Origin of the sequence: Micromonospora sp. WMMD558 (genome assembly GCF_049315255.1) — a bacterium.
GTDB lineage: Bacteria > Actinomycetota > Actinomycetes > Mycobacteriales > Micromonosporaceae > Micromonospora.
This window is the reverse complement of the sequence record NZ_CP186061.1, coordinates 5,682,087-5,705,852: the sequence shown is the minus strand read 5'-3', so window position 1 is coordinate 5,705,852 and position 23,766 is coordinate 5,682,087. Positions and strand designations below refer to the sequence as shown.

Genomic DNA, 23,766 nt, shown 5'->3' with positions numbered 1-23,766 from the left:
GCGCCCCCGGGTCGCGTTGGTCATGAGGTCGGCGGGGTTTCCGCGATCGACGTCGCCGCCAACCTATGACCAACGTGTTTCCGGGGTGGCAGTGAGCGTCAGGAGACGGTGATCGAGCCGTCCGGGTTGCGGACGCAGGAAACGTTCCGGGCGGCGGTGGTGGCGGCGCCAGTCAGGCACCGGCCCAGCACCTGGTGACCGGCGGCGTTCGGATGCCACGACTCCTGGCAGGTCTGGAAGTACGTCACGCACACGTTCGCGATGCGCTGGATGGCGATCTTGTCGTACCCGGAGAGGCTGGTGACGAAGACGCCGGTCGGCGGGTCGTCCTGGAGACGGATCGGGGTGGCCAGGGCGCCCGTCGGGCTGGCGGCCGTCTCGCAGAGCCGGGCGCCGTCGAACGCCCGCTGCACGTTCAGGTAGACCAGGTCGGCGCCGGGGAACTCGGCGGCGACAGCGTCGCGCGTGGACCTCACCAGCGTGCCGAGCCCCTGGGAGAAGCGGTGACCCGGCGGCAGGCTGGCACGGTGGATCGGGCAGCCGGCCGCGTACCGTTCGGCGCCCAGCGCGCGGAACTTGTCCCGGGTGTCGTCCCGGCTGTCCTCGGTGTGGAAACTCGGGTACAGGTCCAGCGGCAGCGGGTTGGTGTAGTCCTGGAACACGACCCGGTGCTGGCCGTCCGCGTCGATCTCGCGGAGCGTGGCGAGGAGTTGGCGTACCGCGGCGACGGTCTCCGCGGTCGCGGCGTCGAACTGCGCCGCCGTGGCCAGGTCGGCGTCCGCGCAGGGCTTCTGCTCCACCGGCCCGTTCAGGTACGCCCAGAACTCCCACCAGCCGGTCCACGCGTCCGCGATGAACCGGTTGGCGCACTTCTCGGCCACGTCGCCGAAGGTGAAGGAGCTGTTGTTCGACCCGAGGCCCAGCAGGACCACGTCGATGTCGTGGGTGCGCCCCACCGCCCGGAGCTGGTCGAGCTGCGCCGCGACCTGCCGCCCGTTGGCGCGGGCCGACGAGGCGGCGGCGATGTCGTGCGGCTGGCCCCCGGAGCACGCCAGGTTGAACCGGTCCTGGATGCCGGGGAGGCTCGCCTGGTGCAGTGAGGCGTTCGCCGAGCGGTGGCAGAAGTACGCGTTGCTGTTCGCCGCCCGCCAGCCGGGGAAACCCTGGGCGGTGCCGTTGACGTCGACCACCGCCGTGTACGCCCCGGCGCCCTCACCGCTGACGAAGCTGTCCCCGAGCGCCACGGCGGCGGTGGGGAGCGCCGCGGTCGCCGGCGCGGTCGCCACGACCGCCGTGGACAGTGCCGCCGTGACGACGGCGAGCCCCGCCGCGAGGACTGTACGCCGCAACCTGGACATGGCGCCCCCATCCGTCCATGGAAATGTGAAAGATCCTCTGGGTCTGCGATCAGATCACCTTCACGTGACGGACGTCAATGGGATGTCACGACTTCGTTCCTCGGCAGACACGTCCGGTCGCTCTCGCGCCCCCGTCCGTGCCGGGCTGAGGCCGCGGCTGACCTGGGCTGGAGTTCGCCCGTGTGCCGAATTCGGGTTCGTCGGTGGGCGGGGCTGGGGTTCGTCGGTGGGCGGGGCTGGGGTTCGTCGGTGGGTTGGGCTCTGTTGGTGGTTGCGGTGGTGGGGTGGGGCCCGCCGTGCCCGGCTCCGGGCGGTCAGGCTTGATCCCTGCGCCGGGCACGGCGGGCCCCACCCCCGACCCGGTCCGGCTCCGCCCGCCCGCCCCGGCCAACCCGCACCGACTCAGACGGGGTGTGCGGACGCCGCTGGCCGGCACCCGAACCCGGATGCCGGCCAGCGGCGTGGTTCCCCCTGTCGAGGAAAGACTGTGGGTCAGTTGTTCCAGTGCTCGGCGACGAGGTCGGCGGCCTGGGTCTCCCACTGGGCGTAGTGGAACGGGTAGGCCGACACCTGTACGGTCTGGGCGGCCTTGGTCAGCGGCATGTCCTGCCAGCCGTCGACCTGCTTGAGACCCTTGAGGAACGCCAGCGTGGAGTATTCGGGGTCGGTGATCTGCTCGACCGTGCCCCACCCGCTGGAGGGGCGCTGCTGGAACAGTCCCTGCGAGTCGTGGTCGTTGCGCTCACCCAGGTGACCCAGGTTGACCAGCTTCGACTCCTGCAGCGCGGTGGCGATGGCCACCACGGCGGCCCGCTCGTCCATGTCGGCCTTCTTCGTCGCCGCGATGATCGCCTTCACATTCGCGGTCTGCTCGTCGTCCAGGTCGATGCGGGACTGCTTGCCCTGCACACCGTGCGGGATCAGCTTGCTCTTGTCCGCCTTGTCGGCCAGCACCGTGGCGGCGACCGGCTTGGACTCCACCGACGGGGCGGCGGTGGCGGGGCCGGCGACCATGCCACCGGCGAAGGCCAGACCAGCGATACCGAGAACGCTCTTACGCAGCAGCTTCGAGTTCATGATCAAGCTCCATTCGGGGGAAGGCGCCACCCACCCGCAAAGGGGGGACAAGGGGTGTGGTGACGCAAGCACCGTCCGGCGCTCACAGACATTCAGGGGATGACCACCAGGCCCAAGGGGGGGCGGGCAGGTGGTGATCGAAAGACCGGCGAACCGGGGCCGGGGCCCTCGTGGTGCCGGGTCCAGATGTAACGACCGCCGGCCCGCCATCATTCCGGCCGGGCCCGAGGACCCATGCCCCACCCGCTCGGGTGGGCGGCCCTACTCGATCGTCCAGGTGATGTAACGACCCGGCCCCCGCCACCATTCCACCCCCACGATGCCGCCGACCACACCCCCAAAACCCGACACCCGGGCGTGACACGGCACACCCGAACCGGACACACCACCCAGCACACGCAGGTGGAACATCGAGATCATGGAAGGATTCGGCCCGTCCAGGGGCCATATCCTTCCAAGATCTCGCCCCAACCGGGCTGAGCCGGCACCCACCGGCGGATCAGGACCAGGTCAGGGGTGTGGCCCGCCGTGACCGGCGCAGGGATCAAGCCTGACCGCCCGGAGCCGGGCACGGCGGGCCACACCCCCCACCGCAACCACGACCGCACCCGGCACCGACGCGAGACACCACAACCGCGGCCGGACGGCGCGATGCCGGTGTCAGTGCGGCGCGCGGCCGGACCGGGTGATGCCGGCGTCGTCGGGGCCGCTGAGCGGCCCGGTCAGGCGGGTCGGTGGAACTCGGCGCGCCAGCGGCGTACGCCGGCGGGGTCTTCGAAGTCCTCGACCCGGACGGCGGTCAGGCCGCCCGCGGCGAACGCGTCGACCTCGGCCCGGGTCAACGGCCAGGGCGGTCCGGCCGGCGGATCCTCGTCCTCGGCGCGGCCGGCGGCGATCACGAGCAGGGTGCCGTCCGGGGCGACCAGGTCGCCGACGGCGCGGATCGCGGCCGCCCGGATCTCGGGTGGCAGCGCCTGCACCGTCATGCTCTCCACCACCAGGTCGAAGCCGTGCCGCCAGGCCGGGGGAGGGGCGAGCAGGTCGGCGCTTCGGTAGTCGACCGGCGAGCCGGGGTGCCGCTGCCGGGCCGTCTCGACGGCGGTGTGGGAGATGTCGAAACCGATTGTGCGGTAGCCGAGGGTGGCGAGGTGTTCCGCGTCGCGGCCGTAGCCGCAGCCGACCACGACGGCCGGGCCGCCCGGGGACGGCCGGTGCCGGCCGGTCCAGTCGACCAGCAGCCCGTGCGGCGCGTCCCGGTCCCAGGGGACGACGGCGTCGCCGTGTGCCGCCTCGGTGTACAGCCGGTCGAACCAGCCGGTCGGGTCGCCGGCGGCGAGGGATTCCGCCGCCAGCCGGTCCGCCGCGAACCGGTCCGCCGCGCCCTCGTGCGTCACCGGTGGCCTCCCGCGGGATCCGGCACCCCCGCCGGGGCGCGACCGCCGGTCAGCGTAGCGGGCCAGGCGGGTCCGCCGCGCTCCTCCCGCGGGGTTTCGCGACGTGGACCGACTGGGAAGGAGTGTCGCCTAGGTCACGGCCGGAATCACCCGGAGGCCGGGTCGGTTGCGCCGGTTGCGGCGGGTCGAGCGGGGCTCCCGGGCGTTGTCGGGGCCGGCGGCTAGGCTCGCTCCGGCGCGCCGCTTCCGGCCGATGCCCGCCGTCCGCGGCACCACACCGCCGAGACCTGGGAGTACGACCAGTTGACCGCAGAGCCTGAGACCCTGTACGGGGCCGACGACCTCACGCACCTCGAGGGGCTGGACGCTGTCCGCAAGCGTCCCGGCATGTACATCGGCTCGACCGACAGCCGTGGCGTGGGTCACCTCGTCAACGAGATCCTCGACAACTCCACCGACGAGGGCGTCGCCGGTCACGCGACGTCGATCGAGGTCACGCTGCACGCAGACGGTTCGGTCCAGGTCGACGACGACGGTCGGGGCATCCCCACCGACGTGCACGCGAAGTCCGGCATCTCGGGTGTCGAGCTGGTGCTCACCCGGCTGCACGCGGGCGGGAAGTTCGGCGGCTCGGGCTACAAGACGTCGGGCGGCCTGCACGGCGTCGGCGCCTCGGCGGTCAACGCGCTCTCGCGCCGGTTCGACGTGACGGTCCGTCGCGGCGGCAAGGTCCACGCGATGTCGTTCCGGCACGGTGTCCCCGGCGTCTTCGACGGCGACGGGCCGGACGCGCCCTTCACGGCGGGCCCGGGGCTCCAGGTGGTCGGCGGGATGAAGCGCGGCCAGCGCACCGGCACGTCGATCCGCTACTGGCACGACCCGCGCTACTTCGAGACCGGCGCGTCGCTGGACGGCGAGGCCGTGCGGATGAAGCTGCGCAACACGGCGTTCCTGGTGCCCGGCGTCCGCTACCTGCTGCGCGACCAGACCGGGGCGGAGTCGGTCGAGGAGCGGTTCCACTACCCCAACGGGCTGACCGACATGGTGGAGTTCCTCGCCCCGTCCGGCGACCGGCCGGTGTCCGGCACGCTGCTGGTGACGGGTGAGGGGACGTACCGGGAGAACGCGGCCGACGCCAACGGCGTCATGCAGTCCAACGTGCAGCGCCGCGCCGAGGTCGAGGTGGCGTTCCGCTGGGGCACCGGCTACGAGCGCACCGTGGAGTGCTTCACCAACACGATCCGCAACGCGCACGGCGGCACCCACCGGAAGGGCTTCGAGCGGGCGCTGGCGCGCGCCCTCGTCGACGCCGTCCGCAACGCCCGTGGCCTGCTCAAGGCCAAGGAGGAGCCGCCCACCCTGGACGACATCCTCGAGGGCATGACCGCGGTGGTGCACGTGCGGATCCCGGAGCCGCAGTTCACCTCCCAGACCAAGGACGAGCTGTCCACGGCCGGCATCACGAAGGTGCTCCAGGGTCTCGTGGAGCAGCACCTCAAGGCCTGGCTGGAGGACCGGAAGACCAAGGCCGAGGCGCGCACGGTCCTGCAGAAGATCGTCGACGCGGCGCGCGTCCGGCTCACCCAGAAGCAGCAGAAGGACGCGGCCCGCCGCAAGACGGCCCTGGAGGGCGCGTCGATGCCGGCGAAGCTGGTCGACTGCCGTTCGACCGGTGTGGACCGCAGCGAGCTGTTCATCGTCGAGGGGGACAGCGCCCTCGGCACGAGCCGGATGGCCCGCTCGTCGGAGTACCAGGCGTTGCTGCCGATCCGCGGCAAGATCCTCAACGTGCAGAAGGCGAACCTGCAGCAGGTTCTGGACAATGCCGAGTGCGCGGCGATCGTGCAGGTGCTGGGCGCCGGCTCAGGGCGGACGTTCGACCTGTCGGCGTTGCGGTACGGTCGGGTCCTGATCATGGCCGACGCGGACGTGGACGGCGCGCACATCCGTACGCTGCTGATCACGCTCTTCGCCCGGTACATGCGACCGCTGATCGAGGCCGGTCGGCTGTACGCGGCGATGCCGCCCCTGCACAAGATCACCACCAAGGGGCGCAACCCGCAGACGATCTACACGTACACCCAGGCGGAGATGGAGTCGACGGTCCGCCGGCTGGAGAAGGCCGGCAAGCAGGTCGTCACCCCGATCCCGCGGTTCAAGGGCCTCGGTGAGATGGACGCCGACGAACTGTGGGAGACCACGATGAACCCGGCCACCCGGGCGGTCCGCCGGATCACCCTGGAGGACGTCGAGGCGGCCGAGCAGATCCTGGAGCTGCTGATGGGCGAGAAGGTCGAGCCCCGCCGCAACTGGCTGATCGACTCCGCCGACCGGGTCGACCGGGAGGCGATCGACGCATGAGCGGGCACGCCGCGACCGCAGGCACGATCACCGGGACAGTCCGAGGGGAAAGCTGAGTCATGGCACGCCGCAAGGAAACGAAGGTCGACCTCTCCGCGTTCGACCAGGCCGGCGCGCGGGTCTTCGACAACCCGCTGGTCACCGAGGTCTCCGACTCCTACCTGGAGTACGCGTTCTCGGTCATCCACTCCCGCGCCCTGCCGGACGCCCGGGACGGGCTGAAGCCGGTGCACCGGCGCATCCTCTGGTCAATGTACGAGCAGGGCCACCGCCCCGACCGGGGCCACGTCAAGTCGGCCCGGATCGTCGGCGACTGCTTTGTTGCAGGAACGCTGGTCTCGACGCCCGATGGTCTGAGGCCGATCGAGGATGTTGAAATTGGCGACTTCGTGTTGGACGGCGACGGGACCGCCGTCCCCGTGACTGCTGTTTATCAGAACCCGAATTCGGAGTTGGTCCGGGTCACCTGGAGCAACGGCCACACTATGACTGTGACCCCAGGGCAGCGGTTCCGTGTAATCGACGAGGACCTCTCGCTCCGCTGGGTTGAGGCGCGGGAACTTACCGGCCACCTCACCCTGGCCTACGGCAGCCGTCGCGGGACGGCTCTAGCGCCGGGCGGTGACGTCTATGACTACGTCCGCGGACTGGTCGTGGCAGAGGGCTTCGCCGTCGATCGGTCTCGTGAGGTTGACGGCCGCGTACGGCTGCACATGTGCGATGTTGAGCCGCTCGACGTCGCGCATGGTTGGGCGATCGCGAACGGGCTGAACGCCACCCGTGGCAAGCGTGAGCCGGCCAATCCCCGTCACCGGGCTCAACACATCCTCACGTTCGCTCGGCACGAGGGCCTGCTAGCGGCGGGTCAGCCGCTCAGCCACGCCAAGCATGTGCCGAACGACGTCATCGAGAGCCGTTCCGCGTGGGCGCCGTTCCTCGCTGGCTTCTTCGACGGTGACGGCTACGTCCGTAAGCGTTTCCGCGAGATCGTCTTCGTCAGCACCAGCGACATGCTGGTGCGGCAGATCTACTCCATGCTCGCCGATCTGGGTGTACACGGGCATCACTGGACCAGTAGGAGAACCGGGTATGAACCGCTTCTCGGTCTGTCGGTAAGCGGGCGCGATGCTGCTGTCCTCGCCGAGATGCTTCTGCCGTGGGTGCGGGTCGGTTATAAGAACGACGGCCTTCGCCGGGTAATGGAGTTGGCCTACCAGTACGGCGGCAAGCAGGGCAACGATCGGCTGCCATGCCGGCCCGTGATCGGCGAATTCACGGCCGCTCACCGGGGCGGCGGATGGTTCCGGGATGAGGACGGCAACGCTTTCCGAGTGTCGCTGTCGGGTGACGGGGGCAAGGTCCGTTACGGTAAGGACCGCAACGGCGTGCCGCTGTCGGAGCGGTCATTCCCCCTTTGGCGCGCGGAGCGGGATGGCTGGGTTCGCAAACTCCGCCGTGTCGGCTCGCCTCTTGCCGGCCGGCTTGAGGCTCTGTCGGGTCGTTCGTTTCTTCGAGTCGTCTCGGTCGAGGCGGTCGCTGCCGCCACCACTTACGACATTCAGGTCAGCTCAGATGAGCACGCCTTCGTTGCCGAGGGCTACGTCGTCCACAACTGCATGGGTAAGTACCATCCGCACGGCGACACCGCGATCTATGACGCGATGGTCCGGCTCGCCCAAGATTTTTCGCTCAATGTGCCACTCATCGACGGGCATGGAAATTTTGGAAGCCCAGACGATGGACCGGCCGCGGCTCGTTACACCGAGGCCCGGATGTCCCGCGAGGCGATGCACCTCGTCGGCGAGCTCGGCGAGGACACGGTCGACCTGGAGCCCAACTACGACGGCTCGCTGACCCAGCCCACCGTGCTGCCGGCCGCCTTCCCGAACCTGCTGGTCAACGGTGCGTCCGGGATCGCCGTGGGCATGGCGACCAACATGATCCCGCACAACCTCGGCGAGGTCGTCTCGGCCGCCCGCTGGCTGATCAACCACCCGGACGCCACGCTGGACAAGCTCATGGAGTTCGTCCCGGGCCCCGACCTGCCCACCGGCGGGCTGCTGCTGGGCCTCGACGAGGTGCGCCGCGCGTACGAGAGCGGGCGCGGTGTGGTGCGGATGCGCGGCAAGGTGGAGATCGGCCCGGTGGAGGGCAGCCGCGGCCGGCAGGCGATCACCGTGGTCGAGTTGCCGTACGGCGTCGGCGCGGAGAAGGTCATCGCCGCCATCACCAACGAGGTGACGAAGACCAAGCGGCTCACCGGCATCGCCGACGTCAAGGACCTCACCGACCGGGAGAACGGCACCCGCCTGGTCATCGAGTGCAAGGTCGGGGTGAACCCGCAGGCCCTGCTCGCCGACCTGTACCGGCTGACCCCGCTGGAGCAGTCGTTCGGCGTCAACAACCTGGTCCTGGTGGACGGGCAGCCGCAGACGCTGGGTCTGAAGGCGCTGCTGGAGGTCTTCCTGTCCCACCGGTACGAGGTGGTGACGCGGCGCAGCGCGTACCGCAAGCGCAAGCGTGAGGAACGGCTGCACCTGGTCGACGGCCTGCTGATCGCGCTGCTCGACATCGACCGGGTGGTCAAGCTGATCCGGGCCAGCGAGGACGCGCAGGCCGCGAAGGACGGCCTGATGCGGAGGTTCAAGCTGTCCGAGATCCAGGCCACGTACATCCTCGACACGCCGCTGCGCCGGCTCACGAAGTACGACCGGCTGGAGCTGGAGGCCGAGCAGGAGAAGCTGCGCGGCGAGATCGCCGAGCTGGCCCGCATCCTGGACGACCCGAAGGTGCTCCGGAAGGTCGTCTCCGACGAGTTGGCCGCGGTCGGGAAGCAGTTCGCCGCGCCGCGCCGCACCACGCTGGTCGACGGTGACCTGAAGGAGGTGTTGGCGGCGTCCGTGCCGGCCGGCCCGCTGGAGGTCGCCGACGACCCCTGCCAGGTGATCCTGTCGGCGACCGGCCTGGTCGCCCGCACCGCGGCCGAGTCGGAGGAGGCGGCCGAGGGGCGCCGGCGGCACGGCCGGGTGAAGCACGACGCGGTACGCGCCGTCGTCCACTCCACGGCCCGCGGCCGGGTCCTCCTGGTCACCAGCGCCGGCCGGGCCTTCAAGGTGGACGTGCTGCCGCTGCCGGTGCTGCCCGAGCAGTCCGGCACGGTCTCGCTGCGCGGCGGCATGTCCGCCGCCGAGCTGGTGCCGTTGGAGCCGGGGGAGACGGTGGTGGGCCTCGCGCCGCTCGGGTCGACCGCCGACGGGGCGCCGGGGCTGGCGCTGGGCACCCGGCAGGGTGTGGTGAAGGTCTGCGCGCCGGAGTGGCCGGTGCGTTCCGACGAGTTCGAGGTGATCAGCCTGCGGGACGGTGACGAGGTGGTCGGGGCGACCTGGCTGACCGACGGTGCCGAGGCGCTCGCCTTCGTCACGTCGGAGGCGTCGCTGCTGCGGTTCCCGGCCGGGCTGGTCCGTCCACAGGGGATCAAGGGTGGCGGCATGGCCGGCGTCAACCTGCCCGCCGGGGCGCGGGTGGTGTTCTTCGGCGCGGTGCGCACCGACGACCCGACCCACGGCGAGCCGATGGTGGTCACGTCGACCGGCGCCACGGTGAAGGTGACGCCGTTCGCGGCGTACCCCGCGAAGGGGAGGGCGACCGGCGGGGTGCGCGCCCAACGCTTCCTCAAGGGTGAGACCGACGTGGTCGTCGGCTGGGTGGGTCCGCGGCCGGTGGGATCGACGGCGAACGGCGAGCCGGTGGACCTGCCGGCGGCCGACCCGCGCCGCGACGGCAGCGGCTTCGCCGTGATGCTCGGCCCCACCGTGGTCGGCCACCAGGTCGACCGCGACTGACCGCGTACGGACGGACCGTCCTCGTTGATCATGAGGTTAGCGTTATTTCTCCCCGCTAACTTCATGATCGACAGGGGGGTCGGGCGCGGGCGGGCGGTCAGAGTTCGGGTTCGGGGGCTACCCGGGTTTCCGGGGTGGTGTTGCGGAGGCGGGCGACCAGGCGCATGCCGTGGTAGATGAGCAGGGCGGCGCCGGTGCCCAGGGCGATGCCGTTGAAGGACAGGTCGCCCGCGGTGAGGGTGTAGTTGGCGGCGCCGACGATCACCGCGACGGCGGCGGTCATCAGGTTGACCGGATCGTGGAAGTCGACGCGGTTCTCGATCCAGATCCGCGCGCCCAGGATGGCGATCAGCCCGTACAGGGCGGTGGTGGCGCCGCCCAGCACGCCCGCGGGCACGGTCAGGATCAGCGCGCCGAACTTCGGGCTCAGCCCCAGCAGCACCGCCGCCACGCCGGCGACCCAGTACGCGGCCGTCGAGTAGACCCGGGTCGCCGCCATCACGCCGATGTTCTCCGCGTACGTGGTGGTGCCGGAGCCGCCGCCGGAACCGGCGAGCACGGTCGCCAGGCCATCACCGAAAAACGCCCGGCCCATGTCCCGGTCGAGGTTGCGGCCGGTCATCGCCGCGACCGCCTTGACGTGCCCGGCGTTCTCCGCGATCAGCACGAGGATCACCGGGATCACCAGCACGACGGCCCGCAGGCTGAAGCTCGGGGCGTGGAACTCCGGCAGGCCGATCCACGCCGCGTCACGCAGCCCGTCGACGGCCTTCGGGTCGAGGTGCCCGAGCGCGGCGGCCAGCGCCCAGCCGACGGCGACGCCGAGCAGGATGGACAGCCGGGCGAGGAAGCCCCGGAAGGCGACCGTGGCGAGGAGGATCGCCACCAGCGTCACCACGCCGATCAGCGGTTGAGCTTTGACGCCGGTGCCGCTGCCGCCGCCGTCCCAGGCGACCGGCGCGAGGTTCAACCCGATCAGCGCCACGATCGCGCCGGTCACCACCGGGGGCATCAGCGCGTCGATCCACCGGGCGCCGGCGACGTGGACGACCACGCCGACCAGGGCCAGCGCCGCGCCGGCGACCACGATGCCGCCGAGCGCCGGGCCGATGTCCCCACCGGCCTTCGCCGCCAGCACCGGCGCGATGAAGGCGAACGACGAGCCGAGGTACGACGGCAGCCGGTTGCCGGTGATCAGCAGGAACAGCAGCGTGCCCAGCCCGGAGAAGAACAGCGTGGTGGCGGGCGGGAAACCGGTGATCAGCGGCACGGTGAAGGTGGCGCCGAACATGGCCACCACGTGCTGCACGCCGACCCCGGCCGTCCGCGGCCAGGACAGCCGCTCGCCGGGGTGCACCACGTCGCCGGGCCGCACCGACCGGCCGTCACCGTGCACGGACCACGGCGACCAGCGCGAGCGCGCCTCGGTGGGGGACTGGGTCATGGGGGTACCCCTTCGCGTCGTCGTCAGAAGGGGTTGATCGGACCCTGGACGTCGTTTCTAGCACGCCGGCGCGGCGCACCCGCCGCCGACCGGCGCACCTCGTGTCAGGCGACGTTGGTCGGGCGGAACTGGACGCTGACCCGGGGGCCGACCGGGCGCGCCGTCTTCGGGACGGCGTGCTCCCAGGTGCGCTGGCACGAGCCGCCCATCACGACGAGGTCGCCGTGGCCGAGCGGGAACCGCAGGCCCGCGCCGCCGCCACGGGGACGCAGCAGGAGCGCCCGGGGCGAGCCGAAGGAGACGATGGCGACCATCGTGTCGGTGTGGGCGCCCCGGCCGATGGTGTCGCCGTGCCAGGCGACGCTGTCGCGTCCGTCCCGGTAGAGGCACATGCCGGCGGTGACGAACGGCTCGCCCAACTCGGGCGCGTAGTGCCGGGTCAGCGCCTCCCGGGCGGCGGTGAGCACCGGGTGGGGCAGCGGGCGGCCAGCCGCGTACCAGCAGAGCAGGCGCGGGACGTCGACCTCCGCGTCGTACATGGTGCGGCGTTCGGCGCGCCAGGGCACCTCGTGCAGGAGATGGTCGAGCACCTGGTCGGAGCCGCGCACCCAGCCGGGCAGGTGGTCGACCCAGGCACCCCGGGTGAGCCGGTGCCGCGTGACCTGGCCGGCGAGCGGCCCGAGCGTCGGGCCGGCCTCGGCGAGATCCAGCATCGACGGCTGGTAGGCGACGTCCGGCACGGCCCCGAGCCTACCGCATCATCGAACAGGCGTACGACTGGCCTTCGGTGCGGCACGCCGGTCATCGGACCGGCGGGTAAGGTCGCGGAGCGGTGCGGGCCGGCCGTCGGGCCGCCCACGACCCGAGAAGGAGAAGCCTGTGCAGGTGACCCCCACCGACCGGCCGGTACGCGCGGCGAGCCCCGCCGCACCGGGTCCGGGCGGCCGGCTGCCGTCGCTCACCGGGCTGCGGTGGATCGCCGCGCTGCTGGTCTTCGCCTTCCACGCCGCGACGATGGGCATCGTCGCCGAGCCGGCCTACAAGGGGGCCGTCGACCGGTTCTTCTCCCTCGGCCTGTCGGGCGTCCAGTTCTTCTTCATCCTCAGTGGATTCGTGCTGGTGTGGTCGGCCCGCCCCGGTGAGGCGAAGCGCACCTTCCTGCGCCGCCGCGTCGCGAAGATCTACCCGAACCACGTCGTCATGTTCGTGGCGGCGCTGCTGGTCGCGTACGCGTTCACCGACCCGGTCCACCCCCGCGCCGCGCTGGAGAACCTGCTGCTGGTACAGGCGTGGGACCCGACCCCCGGCATCTTCTACAGCGTCAACACGGTCAGCTGGTCGCTCTCCTGCGAGCTGTTCTTCTACGCCTGCCTGCCGTTCGCCCTGCCGCTCATCCACCGCATGCCGGCGGGCGCCCTGTGGGCCGTGGTCGTCGCCGTGCCGCTGCTCATCCTCGCGCTCTGGCCGGCCCAGGCCCTCGTGCCGGAGGAGAGCCGCTGGTGGTTCACGCAGGTCTTCCCGGTGGTGCGCTCGCTGGAGTTCTGGCTCGGCGTGGCCGCCGCGGAACTGCTGCGCCGGGGCCGGTGGCGCGGCCCACGCCTGGGTGTGGCCAGCGTGGTCTTCGTGGTGACCTGGGTGGTGGCGAGCGCGTGGATCCGGGCCGAGCTGTGGGCGGCGCTGCTGTCGATCGCGTACGTCCTGGTCATCACGGCCGCCGCCGACGCGGACGTCCGGGGCCGGCGGACCCTGTGGGCCAGCCGCCCGATGGTCTGGCTCGGGGAGGTCTCGTTCGCCTTCTACCTGGTGCACGTCCTGGTCATGGTGAGCGTGCTCCGGCTCACCGGCCATCACGGCGTCGGGGTTCCCGGCTGGCGGGGGCCGGCCGCGGTGGTGGGCTTCCTGCTGGTCAACCTGGTGCTCGCGGCGCTGCTGCACCGCTACGTGGAGACGCCGATGATGCGGCGGCTCGGCCCACCCCGCCGGCCACGCCCGGCCGCGCCGGACGCCGGCGGCCGGGCGTACGCGGCGGCCGGGCCGGCGGGCCCGGGCGCCGTGCCGTCACCGCGGGTCGCCGAAGCGGACCACCCGAGGGAGTACGCGGGCGACCGCCGCTGACCGTGTCCACGCTGGCCGGTCCGGCGCGTCCCGGCGACGCGACACGCTCGTGACGGGTGCGGTCGGCCGACCGCGACGGTAGCGTGGCATCGTGCTTCCGGTCGCGCTCACCTGTCCGTTGTGGTGGGTCGCGCGCTGGGCCTCCCGGCTGCTCGCCGGTCTCGCGCTGACCGCCGGCCTCAGCGTCGGCGTCGCCGCTCCCGCCCACCCGGTCGGGACGGCCGAGGTGAGGGTGGCGTCGGCGGCCGGTGACTGCGTCGCGTTGCCCGCCCCGGGGGCGACGACCGGCAGCGCGCCGGTGGCGCTCGACGCACCGGCGGCCGGGACCGCGCCGCAAGCCGCGCCGGCCTGGTCGGGGGCGGACGCCGCGCCGCCTGCCGCAGCCGTGCCCGGCGACGTCGAGCGGGTGACGCCGGTGACCACCGGCGAGTGCGGCTCCCTGGCCGGCCGGTTCCCCGCCGGTTCCGGCTCGCGGGCTCCGCCGCGCAACTGATCGACTCCCGGGCCGCGGCCCGCCGCGTGACGCTGGTGGCGCCCGCCTGAGCGGCCCCGTCCGTCGCCGTGTCTCTGCACCTGCCGCCGCCGGTGGTCCGCGCCCAGTTCGGGGCGGACCGGCGTGTGTTGTCCCGTCGCGATCCGTTCCCCGTGAGGTTGCCGACATGAACACCGTCCTCCACGAGTTCCTCATCGACGTGCCCCGGGCGACCGCCATCTGGTCCGCGTTGCTCGTCCTCGCCCTGACCGCGCTCACCGTCGTCGCCGCGCGGCCCGAGCGGGACCAGCCGGCCGAGCCGCCGCCCGTCGACGAGACGGTCGACCTGCGCCGGTACGCCGAGGAGGTGGCGGTGGCGGCTGCCGGCGCGGCCCAGACCGCGCGTCGCCGGCGGGACGCCTGGCGCACGGCGCAGGAGGAGGCCGACCGTGCCTGGCAGGCGTACGACGAAGCCGAGAACGCCGCCCGCCGGCTCACCGCCGCCGCCGCGCTGCCCACCCCGCGCACGTCGCGTACGCCGGCCGAGTACGCGGCGCGGGAGCGGTGGTTGCACCGGGCCGCGGTGGCCGCCCACTGGCGGGGTGACCTGTCCGCCCGGCAGCTCGGCGACGTGTTCGGGCACCGGGACGGCTGGGACGCCCGGCTGCACCCGGTCGACCAGGAGATCGTCTTGACGCGGGCCGTACGCGACGGCAAGCTGGCCGCCTACCGGGCGGCGGCCGCCGCCGAGCGGGCTGCCTGGCGCGACGCGGAGGTGGCCGCCGAGGCGGCCCGTGCGCTCGCCGCCGAGGCGTACGCGGCGGCGGAGAGCCTGCGTCCGGCACTGCGGACGAAGCCTCGGACGGCGTTGACCGGACGGCCGGTCGCCGCCGCACGCTGGCGTCCCGCACGGGTCGGCTGACTTAATTCCGTGAGCCCGGTCACACCGACGTCGAACCGGTCAACATTCGCAGTCCGGTCGATTGTCTCCGCCGCTGCCGGGGTAATGTCCGCCGCTTGTCCCGTTGCCGCCCGGCCGCGTCGTAAGCACCTCGCGTCCCATTGAGTCGCGTCAGTGCGAAACTGCCCGCAAAATTGCTGCCATGATCGAGGTTTACGCAGCTCAGAGCGGGTTGGCAGGCTGGTTGACCGGCCAGTAGTGTCGGCGCGTCCGGTGCGGTAACCGATCGCAAGAGGCGACGCCGCGCCGACCCGCTCAATCGCCGCATGGCGAACCGGGGACCCAATCTGCACCTGGGGTGAATCCGCGATTGTCGCGGTAGGGCGTACTTCCCGCCCGAATCCGTCAGCTAACCCGGTAGGCGGCATCGGAAGGAGTCCCATCCTCGTGCAGTTCGAACCCAACCGTCGGTTCCATCGCCGCCTCCACGGCATCGCGGTGCCCGCGCCCGTCCGGCTCGCCGCCGGGCGCTGACCCACCGCCCTGCCCGGTCCCGCCGGGCTCGTCCCCTCGTGGCCACCTGCCGCCGGACCCGGTCCGGACGGCCGGCCCGCCGCTGCCCGCGGCCGGCCCGGTGCGCCGCCAGCCCCGACAGTCCGTGGAGGAAACCGTGAAGCACCACCTCAAGCGTCAGCTCCGTCGTCTCGCCACCGAGCGTCCGTACCAGGTGGCCGCCGCGTCCGCCGCCGTCCTCGTGCTGGCGACCGGCACCGGTGCCCTGGTCGCCGGCCCCGGCGACGCACCCGCGTCGGCGCAGACCCCGGCCGCCGTGGCCGAGCTGCGTGGCAACACCGCCGCCTCGCGCGGCGAGGCCCGTTCCGTGGCCGTCCCCCCGTCCAGCGCCGCCCCGTCCAGCGCCGCCCCGTCGAGCGCCGCCCCGTCCAGCTCACCGGCCGCGAAGGCCGCCCCCGACCCGGACCTCACCAAGAAGCCCAAGCCCCCGAAGTCCAAGCTTCTGAAGTACGACTACCAGGCTCAGATCAACTTCTACTACTGCGGCCCGGCCGCGGTCCGGAACGCCCTCAGCGCCACCGGCATCGAGCGGTCGCAGGACCACCTCGCCGGTCCGCTGGGCACCGACCAGTTCGGCACCGACTCGGCCGAGGACACCACCCGGGTGCTCAACGCCATGGTGAAGGGTGACCCGTACCGGACCCGCATGATCCCGGGCCGTGCCGCCACCCCGGCGCAGATGGACCGGCTCCAGGCCGACGTCGTCGACGCCATCACCGACGGGCGGGGCGTCGTCGTGAACATCGCCGGCTCCGCCACCGACACCAACGGCGGCTGGCACTCGTTCCCGGGCGGCCACTACATCGCCGTGACCGGGTACGACGACGAGGGCCGCCTGGTGCGGATCGCCGACTCGGCCAACCCCGCGACCGGGTCGTACTGGATGACCACGATCGCTCTGGCGAACTGGGCCGCGACCCGCGGCTACTCCGCCTGACCGACCCGCTCGCACGACGGGCGCCGGACCCATGGGGTCCGGCGCCCGTCGCGCGTTCCGGCTGCCGGCTGCCGGCGGCCCGAGAAGGGCTCACCGCTGCAGCCTCCGCTGCAAGATCCGCGCAACTTCACCGAAGATGCTGCCTCGGTTACGCCCGAGACGGCATCTTCCCCGAAGTTGCGCGGATCTTGTGCTGTCGGCCCGCCGGCGCGTGTCCCTTTTGCAGCACCGGATGTCGCTGGCCGTTGTCGGCGTCCGCGTCACCCTTGTGCGGCCGCACGTCGGACGCACCACGGCGGACTCCCGTCACTTTTTCGACGGCTGTCGAGCTGCCCGCGTAGCTGGGGCAGGGCGATCGCCCCGAGATCGGCCGGTCGTGGACGGGCCGGACCCGGCCGACCGGACCCGGTCGCATGGATGGGCAGCTGGACAGCTCGGCGCGTGCGACAGCGAAGCGAAGCGCCCGCCCCCGGTACCGGGAGCGGGCGGCTTGTGTGTGTCTGCGGTTGGTCAGCCGCGCTCGGCGACCTGCGTGACGAAGGCCCGCCAGGCGGCGGGGGAGAAGGTCAGCGCCGGACCGGCCGGGTCCTTGGAATCCCGGACGCCCACCACACCGGAAAGGTTGTCGGCGACCTCGACACAGGTGCCGCCGTTGGTGGACGAGCGGGAGGACTTCCGCCAGTGAGCGCCTGTCAGCTTGTCCATGTCTTTGCCGCTTCCTTGAGGATGTCGAGTGACTGCCCGAGCGGGAGAGCTTCGCCCCGAACCGCGTCCCACGACAAACCCAGACGAGTAACCGGGTCTGGCAGTCCTTCGGTCTGCGATTTTAGTTGGTGGTCCACGCACCCGGCGCGCGAGCCGTCGGGCAGGTCAGCCAGGATGAACGCCCCAGCAAGTCCTGAGTAGATGCCAGCGGACAACGGTACGACGTGCAACTGAATATGCGGCTGTTCAGCGCACGTAAGCAGGTGTTCGAGTTGCTCGGCCATCACGTCACGGCCGCCGCACGCCCGCCGGACGACCATCTCATCCATCACGACGAAGAGCTGCGGACTCGGGTCGCGGGCGAGGACCGCTTGCCGCTCCATCCGCGCCGCGACGCGCTGGTCGAGCCCTGAGACCGGTACGCGCGCTGCCCGGAACGTCGCGCGAGCGTATCCCTCGGTCTGTAGGAGCCCTGGCACGAAGGCGTGTTCGTACCAGCGCAGCGCCGTCGCTTCCCGCTCGATCTGTATCCACTCGCGTAGCCAGACCGGTGCGGCCTCACCCTTGACCAGCTCATCCCAGAGCGTCGCGAAGTGCCCGCCGGTGTTCAGCGCCTGGTCGACAGCGGTCAAGTAGGGCAGCGTCGGCGGTTTGGTCCCGGTCTCGATCGCGCTGACCTGAGAGTCCGAGCAGAAGACCAGCTCGCCGAGTTGCGCTTGAGTCAGCCCGGCGGCCGTGCGGCGTCGCCTCAGCTCACGGAGCAGGTACTCAGACGGCGAAATTCCCACGGCTTCCATACCCTTCCACGACTCTCCACATCGCTCCGCGCCGGTCCGGATTCGGCCGCTCCGTTCCGTGGTCGGGTGATGACTGTTTCGAGCGTAGGGGGTCACCGTCCAGGGTGGAAGGAGATGCGGCGCGAGCCGGTAGAGGACCCGAACTCGCCGGTGGCGCTGTTGGGGCCGCCCCCTTTAGGCAAGCGACCGGGGCGGCCCCCTTCCAATCCGTGAAGGAGGTTCCGCCGTGCGTCTCCGCTTCTGGCGCTGCAAGCCCACCGTGCCGTCGCTTCCCCGGCGAATCCGGGGCGCGAACCTGCCGGCCGCCCTGTTCGCACCCACCCGGCCGATCCCGACCGTTCAGCCGGGCCGCGCCGGGAGCCTGACCCGGGCGCAGGAGTACCGGGCGAACGGGGGCCGCTGGTGACGATCGCCGTCGGCCGCACGATCCGGGTTCCCGAGGACGCCTACACGTTCGGCACCGGAACCCTGACCCTGTCCATCACCGAGGTGATCAGCAGCGCGGTCGTCGACGGCGCGGTCTGGGTCCAGTTGAAAGGCCGCGAGGTCCGCCCGGACCGGTCGGTCGCTCCCCGCGAGCGGTACGCGGCGGTCCGGGTCGACGCCGTGACGGAGGTGGAGCCGGTGAGGGTCCGGTGACCCGACGCCGAGTCGAACACGTCCCGTCCCGGCCCACGTGGCGCTGCCGGGCGTGCGGGATCGCGTGGCCGTGCTCTCCCGCGAAGCTCCGCCTGCTCGGGGAGTACCGCGACGACCGGACGGCCCTGCTGGTCTACCTGGCGATGCTCCAGACCGAGGCCGCCGAACAACTCGCCGAATTGGACAGCACTCCACCGGCCAACCTGACCGAGCGCTTCATCGCCTGGGCCCGCGCCCGGTAGCCCTCCCGGCATCCCCGCCCGTGGTCTCTTGCGGTAACCGGGGAACTGTTGGAGAGTGACCAGGTGGTAACCAGGAGGGAGATCAGCGAGCTGCCCCCGGAGGCCGACCTGGCCCGGGCCGACTCGCTGGCGCGCGAGATCTTCTCGGACGTCGCGAACAAGTGGGCGTTCCTGATCATCGAGTTCCTCGGGCAGCGCACCATGCGCTTCAGCGAGCTGCGCGACGAGGTCGGCGGGATCAGCCACAAGATGCTCACCCAGAACCTGCGCATGCTGGAGCGCAACGGCCTGGTCGAGCGGACCGTGCACCCCACCGTCCCGCCCCGCGTCGAGTACAACCTCACCGAGGCCGGCGAGGCCCTGCGCGGGGTCGTGGACGGCATGTGCGGCTGGACCCAGCGCTACCTGGGCCACATCGAGGCGTCCCGCAGCCGCTTCGGAGCTGCCCAGGGCGGGCCCTAGTCGAGGACGGCGGTCGCCTCGACCTCGACCAGGTGCTCGGGCACGTCCAGCGCCACGATGCCGAACAGCGACGCCGGCGCGGCCGGCGTCACCCCCAGCTTCGCCGCCGCCCGGGCGATCCCGTCCAGCAGTACGGGCATCCTCTCCGGCTTCCAGTCGACGACGTGGACGGTCAGCTTCACCACGTCGTCGAACGACGCCCCGACCCCGGCGAGCGCCGTCGCGACGTTGAGGTAGCACTGCTCGACCTGCGCGGCGAGATCCCCCTCGCCGACCGTCTTCCCGTCCGCGCCCCAGGCAACCTGCCCGGCGACGTGGACGATCTTCGACCCGGTCGCCACCGACACCTGCCGGTACACGTCGATCTCCGGCAGCCCGCTCGGGTTCACCAGTGTCACAGCCATGACGAGGTCCTCCTCCTACGCTCTCCAGTGGTTACTTAATAACCGTAGGAGACTGCCGCTGGCCTGGGAAGAAGGCACTTTTCCGAGACCCAGGCACCTTTGGGTGACCGTACCGGCGCGCGTCCATTCGATCAGGAATCGAGAAGCACCCGGGGTTTCGGCAGGCCTAGCCTTCCCTCAGACGGCCGGGCAGCACGCCGGGCCGCAAGCGTCGAAAGGCAGCCAGGGAATGACCGCGAAGAGTGCCAAGACCGAGTCCGACGGCTTCAGCGCCGAAGAGCGTGCCGCGATGAAGGAGCGCGCCGCCGAACTGCGCGCCGAGGGCAGGAAGGGCGCCAAGAAGGCCGACGGACTTCAGGCGGTCCTCGACCGGATCGCGCAGATGGCGCCCGAGGATCGCGAGCTCGCCGAGCGCGTACACGTGACCATCACCGCCACCGCTCCGGAGCTGACGGCGAAGACCTGGTACGGGATGCCCGCCTACGCGAACGAGGAAGGCAAGATCGTCGTCTTCTTCCAGGACGCGGGCAAGTTCAACTACCGGTACTCGACGCTGGGCTTCCAGGACACGGCCAACCTCGACGACGGGGACATGTGGCCGGCGTCGTACGCCCTCAAGGCGTGGAGCCCGGAGGTGGAGAAGAAGGTCGCCGAGCTGGTGAAGGCCGCCGTCTCCTGACGATGCCACGCAGCTCGGGCGGCGACCCCGGGTGGACCGGGGCTGCCGGCGGAGCGGTCTCGATTCAGCCGGGCGGCTCAGGGATCAGCCAGGTGTCGAAGGCCGATCCGAGAAGAACACCGAGGAAGCCGAGGGCGATGGAGGCGGCAATGCCGATGAGGAACCCGGTCAGGCCGCGGTACCGGTTGTCCGTAGCCAGCTCTGGCGAAGCCCCGGCACGCCGCGATCCCGGGCGCTCGATGATCAGCCAGGTCAGCACGCCCAGTCCGAACGGAACTCCCGTACCGATCCAGAACCAGTGCCATCGTGTACCCACGACCGGTGCCGGTCCGGCGATGAGTACGGCCAGACAGACCAGGCCGACGACCGCCGCCAGATATCGGGAGCCGGGCTGCACGTCGCCGACGAGTGGCCGGCCGGAGTCGAGCACGGACGCCCTCACCTGCGCCCGGATCGACTCGGTCTGCGGGCCGAGTGGCTCGGAACTGCCCGCGAAGGAGGAGTGTTCGGGCGTTGCGGTGGGCCCGCCATCCAGCACCGCGTAGTAGGTGCGGCCGTCATGGGTACGCCAGACGAACAGCGGGCCCTCGCGGTCCCAGGAGCGCAGCGTCGGCACAGTGCTCCCCCCGGTCATTCGCCGCATGCTCCCAGGCGACGAATCGAACAGCAAGCGCCGGAGCCACGCGCAGGCCGGACGCCCACGGTCGCGGTAGGTTGAACCGTCATGGCCACGACCGCGGATGTCCGTCGCGAACTCGCCGGTCTCGCCGACCCCCGCCGGGCGGAGGGCGTGAGCCGGTACCTGCAGATGTTTCCGGGCGGGTACGGCGAGGGCGACCGGGCCATCGGCGTACCCGTGCCGGACCAGCGCAGGGTGGCCGGCCGGTACTGGCGTGACCTGTCCCTGGCCGACACGGCGACGCTGCTGACGAGTGATGTGCACGAAGAGCGGCTGACGTCGCTCCTCATCCTGGTCCGCAAGTTCGACAAGGGGAACGAGGAGGAACGGGGCGAGATCTTCCACCTGGTCCTGGCCAACACCGGCCGCATCAACAACTGGGACCTGGTGGACTCGTCCGCGCCCTACATCGTCGGCCCGTGGCTGGTTGACAAGGACCGGAGCGTCCTGGACCGGTTGGCCGGGTCGAGCCTGGTGTGGGACCGACGCATCGCCGTCATGGCGACGTTCGCCTTCATCAAGGTCGGTGACTTCCACTGGACCTTCCGGCTCGCCGAACGGCTCCTGCGCGACCCGCACGACCTCGTCCACAAGGCGGTGGGCTGGATGCTGCGCGAGGTGGGCAACCGGGACCGGACGGCGGAGGAGGAGTTCCTCGCCCGGCATCACCGGGCCATGCCACGGGTCATGCTGCGGTACGCGATCGAGAAGTTCGAACCACAGCGACGGCGGGCGTACCTGTCCGGCACGGTCTAGATGACCGATGCGCGCTCAGCGGGCCGGTCCAGGACGTTCGTTCACCCGAACAGGTGGGCGTGCTCGACCGCCCAGTCGTCGAAGCGGCGCGGTGGACGGCCGATGATCTCGTGGACGGCGGGCCGTTGATCGAGGGTCCACCGGGTGAGTTCGGCGAGCCGCACGCCGTACTCCCGCAGGGCGTAGAGCGTCACATCGATGCCGCTGTCGGGCCAGCCGCGACGCCGCCAGGACGCGCGGCTGTCGTCGGCAGTCAGTTCGATGCCGTCGATGTCGCAGCCGATCGCCTTGGCGATGCCGGCCACGCGTGACCGGGTGCTGATCGGCAGCCCCACTGCCTCGAGCACGGTGCCGACGTAGCCGTCGGTTCGCATGGCCGCGGCCGCGACGGCGGCGAGGTCATCCTCGTGGATGAAGGGGTAGTGGCCGTCGTTGAGGAAGGCCTCCCGCACGACGCGCCCCTCCCTGACCGTGTCCGGCCAGTCCGACCCGGTGGCAGGATAGGTGCCCTCGATCACCGCCCCCATCACCGCCGACGGGCGAACGTGCGTCCACTCCAGGCCCGAGCGTTCGACGGCGCGCTCGACAGCCAGCCAGAACCATGTCTCCGGTGGGTAGTCCTGCTCGTACTCCGGTCCGTGCGAGGACAGCACGACGACGCGGCCCGCACCCGCACGCTGGACGACCCGCAACGCGTCCTGCACTGTCGCCGGCACTGCGCCGGCCAGGAAGACATTGTCGACGCCGGCGAAGACCTCGGCGCGCTCCAGCGGCCGCGTGATCGACCCCTCGACAACCTCGGCACCGGCGGGCCAGCCGCTGAGCTGTCCACGTTCGGCGAGGACGCGAACCCGATCGCCCCCGTCGAGCAGTTGTCGCGCCAGACTCCGTCCGACAATTCCGGTCGGGCTGCTGCCCGCGTCCTTCCTGGCGGCTACGGCGGTCACCAGATGCAGGCGGGCTCGCGACGTGGTGATGGCGCTGTTGATTCCAGACATGGCAACCTCCCACACGACAGGTGAGATCGTGCGCCGTCGCCGGTGGCCGGGCGAGGGTTGCGGATCCGGTTCGCCAAAGGTACCAGCCCGATGTGCCGCACGGGTCGACGCCGCTGTCGCCATGCTCGCCCGGGGGTCGGCACGGTGGCAGACTGCGCGCATGGTCGATGAATCGGGTGACCGCGGTCCCGTGCTGGTGCTGCTGCACGGCATGGGTGGGACCGGCGAGGTGTGGCTGCCCTGGGCGCCGCTGCTGGAACGCCGGTGGGCCGGCCGCTGGCTGGCGCCCGACCTGGCCGGTCACGGCTGGTCCCCGCCGCTGCCGGCGTACTCGTTCGCCGGGCTGGCCGACCCGCTCGCCGCGACGCTGGCCCGCGAGGACCGGCTCGTCCTGCTGGGACACTCACTCGGCGGTGTGGTCGCGCTGGCTCTGGCCGCCCGGTCGGCCGGGTTGCCGGTCGACGCCGTGGTCGGGGTCGGCATCAAGGCGGTGTGGTCGCCCGCCGAGCTGGCGAAGGCCGCCGACCTGGCTGCCCGGCCGGTGACCTGGTTCGCCAGCCGGGACGAGGCCGCCCGGCGCTATCTGCGGGTCTCCGGCCTGGCCGGTCTGCTCGCACCCGACCATCCGGTGGTGGAGGCGGGCCTGCGGCAGGTCGGCGGCCGTTGGCGGCTGGCCATGGATCCGGCCGTGTTCGGGGTGGGGGAGCCGAACCTCCCGGCCCTGCTGGCCGCCACCGACGTGCCGGTCCTGCTGGCCCGGGGCGAGCACGACCCGATGGTCTCCGACGCGCAGCTCAAGGAGTTGGGCGTGCCGGTGGCCACGTTGCCGGGTCTCGGCCACAACGCCCACGTGGAGGACCCGGCGGCAGTCCTGGCCCTGGTCGACGAGTACCTTCCGAGCGGTTGATCATGGGGTTAGCGGGCGGATTGA

General features: G+C 71.6%; 23 protein-coding genes, 2 pseudogenes and 1 riboswitch. Of the genes and pseudogenes, 15 read left to right on the top strand and 10 right to left on the bottom strand.

Translation table 11 applies throughout. The annotated features are described in order from the left end of the window. Positions 1-98 precede the first annotated feature (98 nt). The 3 genes from ACN26Y_RS27145 to ACN26Y_RS27135 form a co-directional block, all read right to left on the bottom strand. On the bottom strand, positions 99-1,358 hold the full coding sequence (locus ACN26Y_RS27145; RefSeq protein ID WP_155332988.1) for a hypothetical protein: 1,260 nt from the start codon (positions 1,356-1,358) through the stop codon (positions 99-101). A 492-nt stretch (positions 1,359-1,850) separates the two neighbouring features. Then, positions 1,851-2,435 (bottom strand): hypothetical protein, encoded by a 585-nt coding sequence (locus ACN26Y_RS27140; RefSeq protein WP_422733735.1) that lies wholly within the window; start codon positions 2,433-2,435, stop codon positions 1,851-1,853. Positions 2,436-3,157: 722 nt separating this feature from the next. After that, positions 3,158-3,829: a class I SAM-dependent methyltransferase gene (locus ACN26Y_RS27135; protein ID WP_155332986.1), complete on the bottom strand. Its 672-nt coding sequence runs from the start codon at positions 3,827-3,829 to the stop codon at positions 3,158-3,160. A gap of 303 nt (positions 3,830-4,132) precedes the next feature. On the opposite strand from ACN26Y_RS27135, the gene ACN26Y_RS27130 reads away from it, so the two are divergent. From ACN26Y_RS27130 to ACN26Y_RS27115, 4 genes and pseudogenes are all read left to right on the top strand, one after another. Then, on the top strand, positions 4,133-6,190 hold the full coding sequence (locus ACN26Y_RS27130) for a DNA gyrase/topoisomerase IV subunit B (protein WP_155332985.1): 2,058 nt from the start codon (positions 4,133-4,135) through the stop codon (positions 6,188-6,190). A 59-nt stretch (positions 6,191-6,249) separates the two neighbouring features. Next, positions 6,250-6,507: pseudogene (locus tag ACN26Y_RS27125) on the top strand (DNA gyrase subunit A); the annotation flags it as partial. Between the two features lie 168 nt (positions 6,508-6,675). Continuing rightward, positions 6,676-7,305: pseudogene (locus ACN26Y_RS27120) on the top strand (LAGLIDADG family homing endonuclease); the annotation flags it as partial. 30 nt (positions 7,306-7,335) lie between these two features. Next, positions 7,336-10,032, top strand: coding sequence for a DNA gyrase/topoisomerase IV subunit A (locus ACN26Y_RS27115; RefSeq protein ID WP_370463369.1), 2,697 nt, complete (start codon positions 7,336-7,338; stop codon positions 10,030-10,032). Positions 10,033-10,129: 97 nt separating this feature from the next. On the opposite strand, the gene ACN26Y_RS27110 is transcribed toward ACN26Y_RS27115, so the two are convergent. Both ACN26Y_RS27110 and ACN26Y_RS27105 read right to left on the bottom strand, forming a co-directional pair. Beyond that, the gene (locus ACN26Y_RS27110) at positions 10,130-11,476 is read right to left on the bottom strand and encodes a uracil-xanthine permease family protein (protein WP_155332983.1); all 1,347 of its coding nucleotides are present in this window, start codon (positions 11,474-11,476) and stop codon (positions 10,130-10,132) included. Between the two features lie 104 nt (positions 11,477-11,580). Further along, entirely contained in the window at positions 11,581-12,189 is a 609-nt protein-coding gene (locus ACN26Y_RS27105; protein WP_422734972.1) for an alpha-ketoglutarate-dependent dioxygenase AlkB, read from the bottom strand. Positions 12,190-12,355: 166 nt separating this feature from the next. Here ACN26Y_RS27105 and ACN26Y_RS27100 point away from each other — a divergent pair, with 166 nt between their 5' ends. From ACN26Y_RS27100 to ACN26Y_RS27085, 4 genes are all read left to right on the top strand, one after another. Further along, positions 12,356-13,591 (top strand): acyltransferase family protein, encoded by a 1,236-nt coding sequence (locus ACN26Y_RS27100; protein ID WP_230688787.1) that lies wholly within the window; start codon positions 12,356-12,358, stop codon positions 13,589-13,591. Between the two features lie 91 nt (positions 13,592-13,682). Then, entirely contained in the window at positions 13,683-14,084 is a 402-nt protein-coding gene (locus ACN26Y_RS27095) for a hypothetical protein (protein WP_155332982.1), read from the top strand. A 166-nt stretch (positions 14,085-14,250) separates the two neighbouring features. Continuing rightward, positions 14,251-14,985 (top strand): hypothetical protein, encoded by a 735-nt coding sequence (locus ACN26Y_RS27090; protein ID WP_155332981.1) that lies wholly within the window; start codon positions 14,251-14,253, stop codon positions 14,983-14,985. Positions 14,986-15,266: 281 nt separating this feature from the next. Next, a riboswitch (cyclic di-AMP (ydaO/yuaA leader) is annotated at positions 15,267-15,403 on the top strand. Positions 15,404-15,622: 219 nt separating this feature from the next. After that, positions 15,623-16,474 carry a C39 family peptidase gene (locus ACN26Y_RS27085; RefSeq protein ID WP_155332980.1) on the top strand — a complete coding sequence of 284 codons (852 nt, stop codon included), beginning with the start codon at positions 15,623-15,625 and terminating at the stop codon, positions 16,472-16,474. Positions 16,475-16,984: 510 nt separating this feature from the next. Here ACN26Y_RS27085 and ACN26Y_RS27080 read toward each other — a convergent pair. Next, positions 16,985-17,179, bottom strand: a complete 195-nt coding sequence (locus ACN26Y_RS27080; RefSeq protein ID WP_422733734.1) for a DUF397 domain-containing protein — start codon at positions 17,177-17,179, stop codon at positions 16,985-16,987. Further along, on the bottom strand, positions 17,167-17,976 hold the full coding sequence (locus tag ACN26Y_RS27075; protein ID WP_422733733.1) for a helix-turn-helix domain-containing protein: 810 nt from the start codon (positions 17,974-17,976) through the stop codon (positions 17,167-17,169). Before ACN26Y_RS27075 ends, ACN26Y_RS27080 begins: the two co-directional genes overlap by 13 nt. 226 nt (positions 17,977-18,202) lie before the next feature. On the opposite strand from ACN26Y_RS27075, the gene ACN26Y_RS27070 reads away from it, so the two are divergent. The 4 genes from ACN26Y_RS27070 (at position 18,203) to ACN26Y_RS27055 (ending at position 19,319) form a co-directional block, all read left to right on the top strand. Next, the gene (locus ACN26Y_RS27070; RefSeq protein ID WP_155332977.1) at positions 18,203-18,382 is read left to right on the top strand and encodes a hypothetical protein; all 180 of its coding nucleotides are present in this window, start codon (positions 18,203-18,205) and stop codon (positions 18,380-18,382) included. Then, the gene (locus ACN26Y_RS27065) at positions 18,379-18,615 is read left to right on the top strand and encodes a hypothetical protein (protein WP_155332976.1); all 237 of its coding nucleotides are present in this window, start codon (positions 18,379-18,381) and stop codon (positions 18,613-18,615) included. The genes ACN26Y_RS27070 and ACN26Y_RS27065 overlap by 4 nt, the downstream gene beginning before the upstream one ends. Then, the gene (locus ACN26Y_RS27060; protein WP_155332975.1) at positions 18,612-18,857 is read left to right on the top strand and encodes a flavin reductase; all 246 of its coding nucleotides are present in this window, start codon (positions 18,612-18,614) and stop codon (positions 18,855-18,857) included. The genes ACN26Y_RS27065 and ACN26Y_RS27060 overlap by 4 nt, the downstream gene beginning before the upstream one ends. 63 nt (positions 18,858-18,920) lie before the next feature. Further along, positions 18,921-19,319 (top strand): winged helix-turn-helix transcriptional regulator, encoded by a 399-nt coding sequence (locus tag ACN26Y_RS27055; RefSeq protein ID WP_422733732.1) that lies wholly within the window; start codon positions 18,921-18,923, stop codon positions 19,317-19,319. Here the strand turns inward: ACN26Y_RS27055 and ACN26Y_RS27050 are convergent. Further along, complete coding sequence (locus ACN26Y_RS27050) at positions 19,316-19,723, bottom strand: RidA family protein (protein ID WP_155332973.1); 408 nt, start codon at positions 19,721-19,723, stop codon at positions 19,316-19,318. The genes ACN26Y_RS27055 and ACN26Y_RS27050 overlap by 4 nt on opposite strands. A 229-nt stretch (positions 19,724-19,952) precedes the next feature. Between ACN26Y_RS27050 and ACN26Y_RS27045 the strand changes: the two genes are divergently transcribed. Beyond that, complete coding sequence (locus tag ACN26Y_RS27045; RefSeq protein ID WP_155332972.1) at positions 19,953-20,402, top strand: iron chaperone; 450 nt, start codon at positions 19,953-19,955, stop codon at positions 20,400-20,402. 64 nt (positions 20,403-20,466) lie between these two features. On the opposite strand, the gene ACN26Y_RS27040 is transcribed toward ACN26Y_RS27045, so the two are convergent. Continuing rightward, positions 20,467-21,036 carry a hypothetical protein gene (locus ACN26Y_RS27040; RefSeq protein ID WP_422733731.1) on the bottom strand — a complete coding sequence of 190 codons (570 nt, stop codon included), beginning with the start codon at positions 21,034-21,036 and terminating at the stop codon, positions 20,467-20,469. A 90-nt stretch (positions 21,037-21,126) separates the two neighbouring features. On the opposite strand from ACN26Y_RS27040, the gene ACN26Y_RS27035 reads away from it, so the two are divergent. Continuing rightward, a complete protein-coding gene (locus tag ACN26Y_RS27035; protein WP_422733730.1) occupies positions 21,127-21,837 on the top strand; it encodes a DNA alkylation repair protein in 711 nt (236 codons plus the stop codon). A 41-nt stretch (positions 21,838-21,878) separates the two neighbouring features. Here the strand turns inward: ACN26Y_RS27035 and ACN26Y_RS27030 are convergent, their stop codons facing one another. After that, on the bottom strand, positions 21,879-22,850 hold the full coding sequence (locus tag ACN26Y_RS27030; RefSeq protein ID WP_230688785.1) for an SDR family oxidoreductase: 972 nt from the start codon (positions 22,848-22,850) through the stop codon (positions 21,879-21,881). A gap of 145 nt (positions 22,851-22,995) precedes the next feature. Between ACN26Y_RS27030 and ACN26Y_RS27025 the strand changes: the two genes are divergently transcribed. After that, the gene (locus tag ACN26Y_RS27025) at positions 22,996-23,742 is read left to right on the top strand and encodes an alpha/beta fold hydrolase (protein WP_422733729.1); all 747 of its coding nucleotides are present in this window, start codon (positions 22,996-22,998) and stop codon (positions 23,740-23,742) included. The last annotated feature ends 24 nt before the right edge of the window (positions 23,743-23,766 follow it).

What these genes read in the sequence shown, in the direction of transcription:
- ACN26Y_RS27105 (WP_422734972.1), bottom strand. Translation starts at nt 12,189, where the DNA reads ATGCTGGATCTCGCCGAGGCCGGCCCGACGCTCGGGCCGCTCGCCGGC.
- ACN26Y_RS27045 (WP_155332972.1), top strand. Translation starts at nt 19,953, where the DNA reads ATGACCGCGAAGAGTGCCAAGACCGAGTCCGACGGCTTCAGCGCCGAA.
- ACN26Y_RS27115 (WP_370463369.1), top strand. Translation starts at nt 7,336, where the DNA reads ATGCTTCTGCCGTGGGTGCGGGTCGGTTATAAGAACGACGGCCTTCGC.
- ACN26Y_RS27040 (WP_422733731.1), bottom strand. Translation starts at nt 21,036, where the DNA reads ATGACCGGGGGGAGCACTGTGCCGACGCTGCGCTCCTGGGACCGCGAG.
- ACN26Y_RS27090 (WP_155332981.1), top strand. Translation starts at nt 14,251, where the DNA reads ATGAACACCGTCCTCCACGAGTTCCTCATCGACGTGCCCCGGGCGACC.
- ACN26Y_RS27025 (WP_422733729.1), top strand. Translation starts at nt 22,996, where the DNA reads ATGGTCGATGAATCGGGTGACCGCGGTCCCGTGCTGGTGCTGCTGCAC.
- ACN26Y_RS27035 (WP_422733730.1), top strand. Translation starts at nt 21,127, where the DNA reads ATGGCCACGACCGCGGATGTCCGTCGCGAACTCGCCGGTCTCGCCGAC.
- ACN26Y_RS27080 (WP_422733734.1), bottom strand. Translation starts at nt 17,179, where the DNA reads ATGGACAAGCTGACAGGCGCTCACTGGCGGAAGTCCTCCCGCTCGTCC.
- ACN26Y_RS27075 (WP_422733733.1), bottom strand. Translation starts at nt 17,976, where the DNA reads ATGGAAGCCGTGGGAATTTCGCCGTCTGAGTACCTGCTCCGTGAGCTG.
- ACN26Y_RS27140 (WP_422733735.1), bottom strand. Translation starts at nt 2,435, where the DNA reads ATGAACTCGAAGCTGCTGCGTAAGAGCGTTCTCGGTATCGCTGGTCTG.
- ACN26Y_RS27050 (WP_155332973.1), bottom strand. Translation starts at nt 19,723, where the DNA reads ATGGCTGTGACACTGGTGAACCCGAGCGGGCTGCCGGAGATCGACGTG.
- ACN26Y_RS27110 (WP_155332983.1), bottom strand. Translation starts at nt 11,476, where the DNA reads ATGACCCAGTCCCCCACCGAGGCGCGCTCGCGCTGGTCGCCGTGGTCC.
- ACN26Y_RS27145 (WP_155332988.1), bottom strand. Translation starts at nt 1,358, where the DNA reads ATGTCCAGGTTGCGGCGTACAGTCCTCGCGGCGGGGCTCGCCGTCGTC.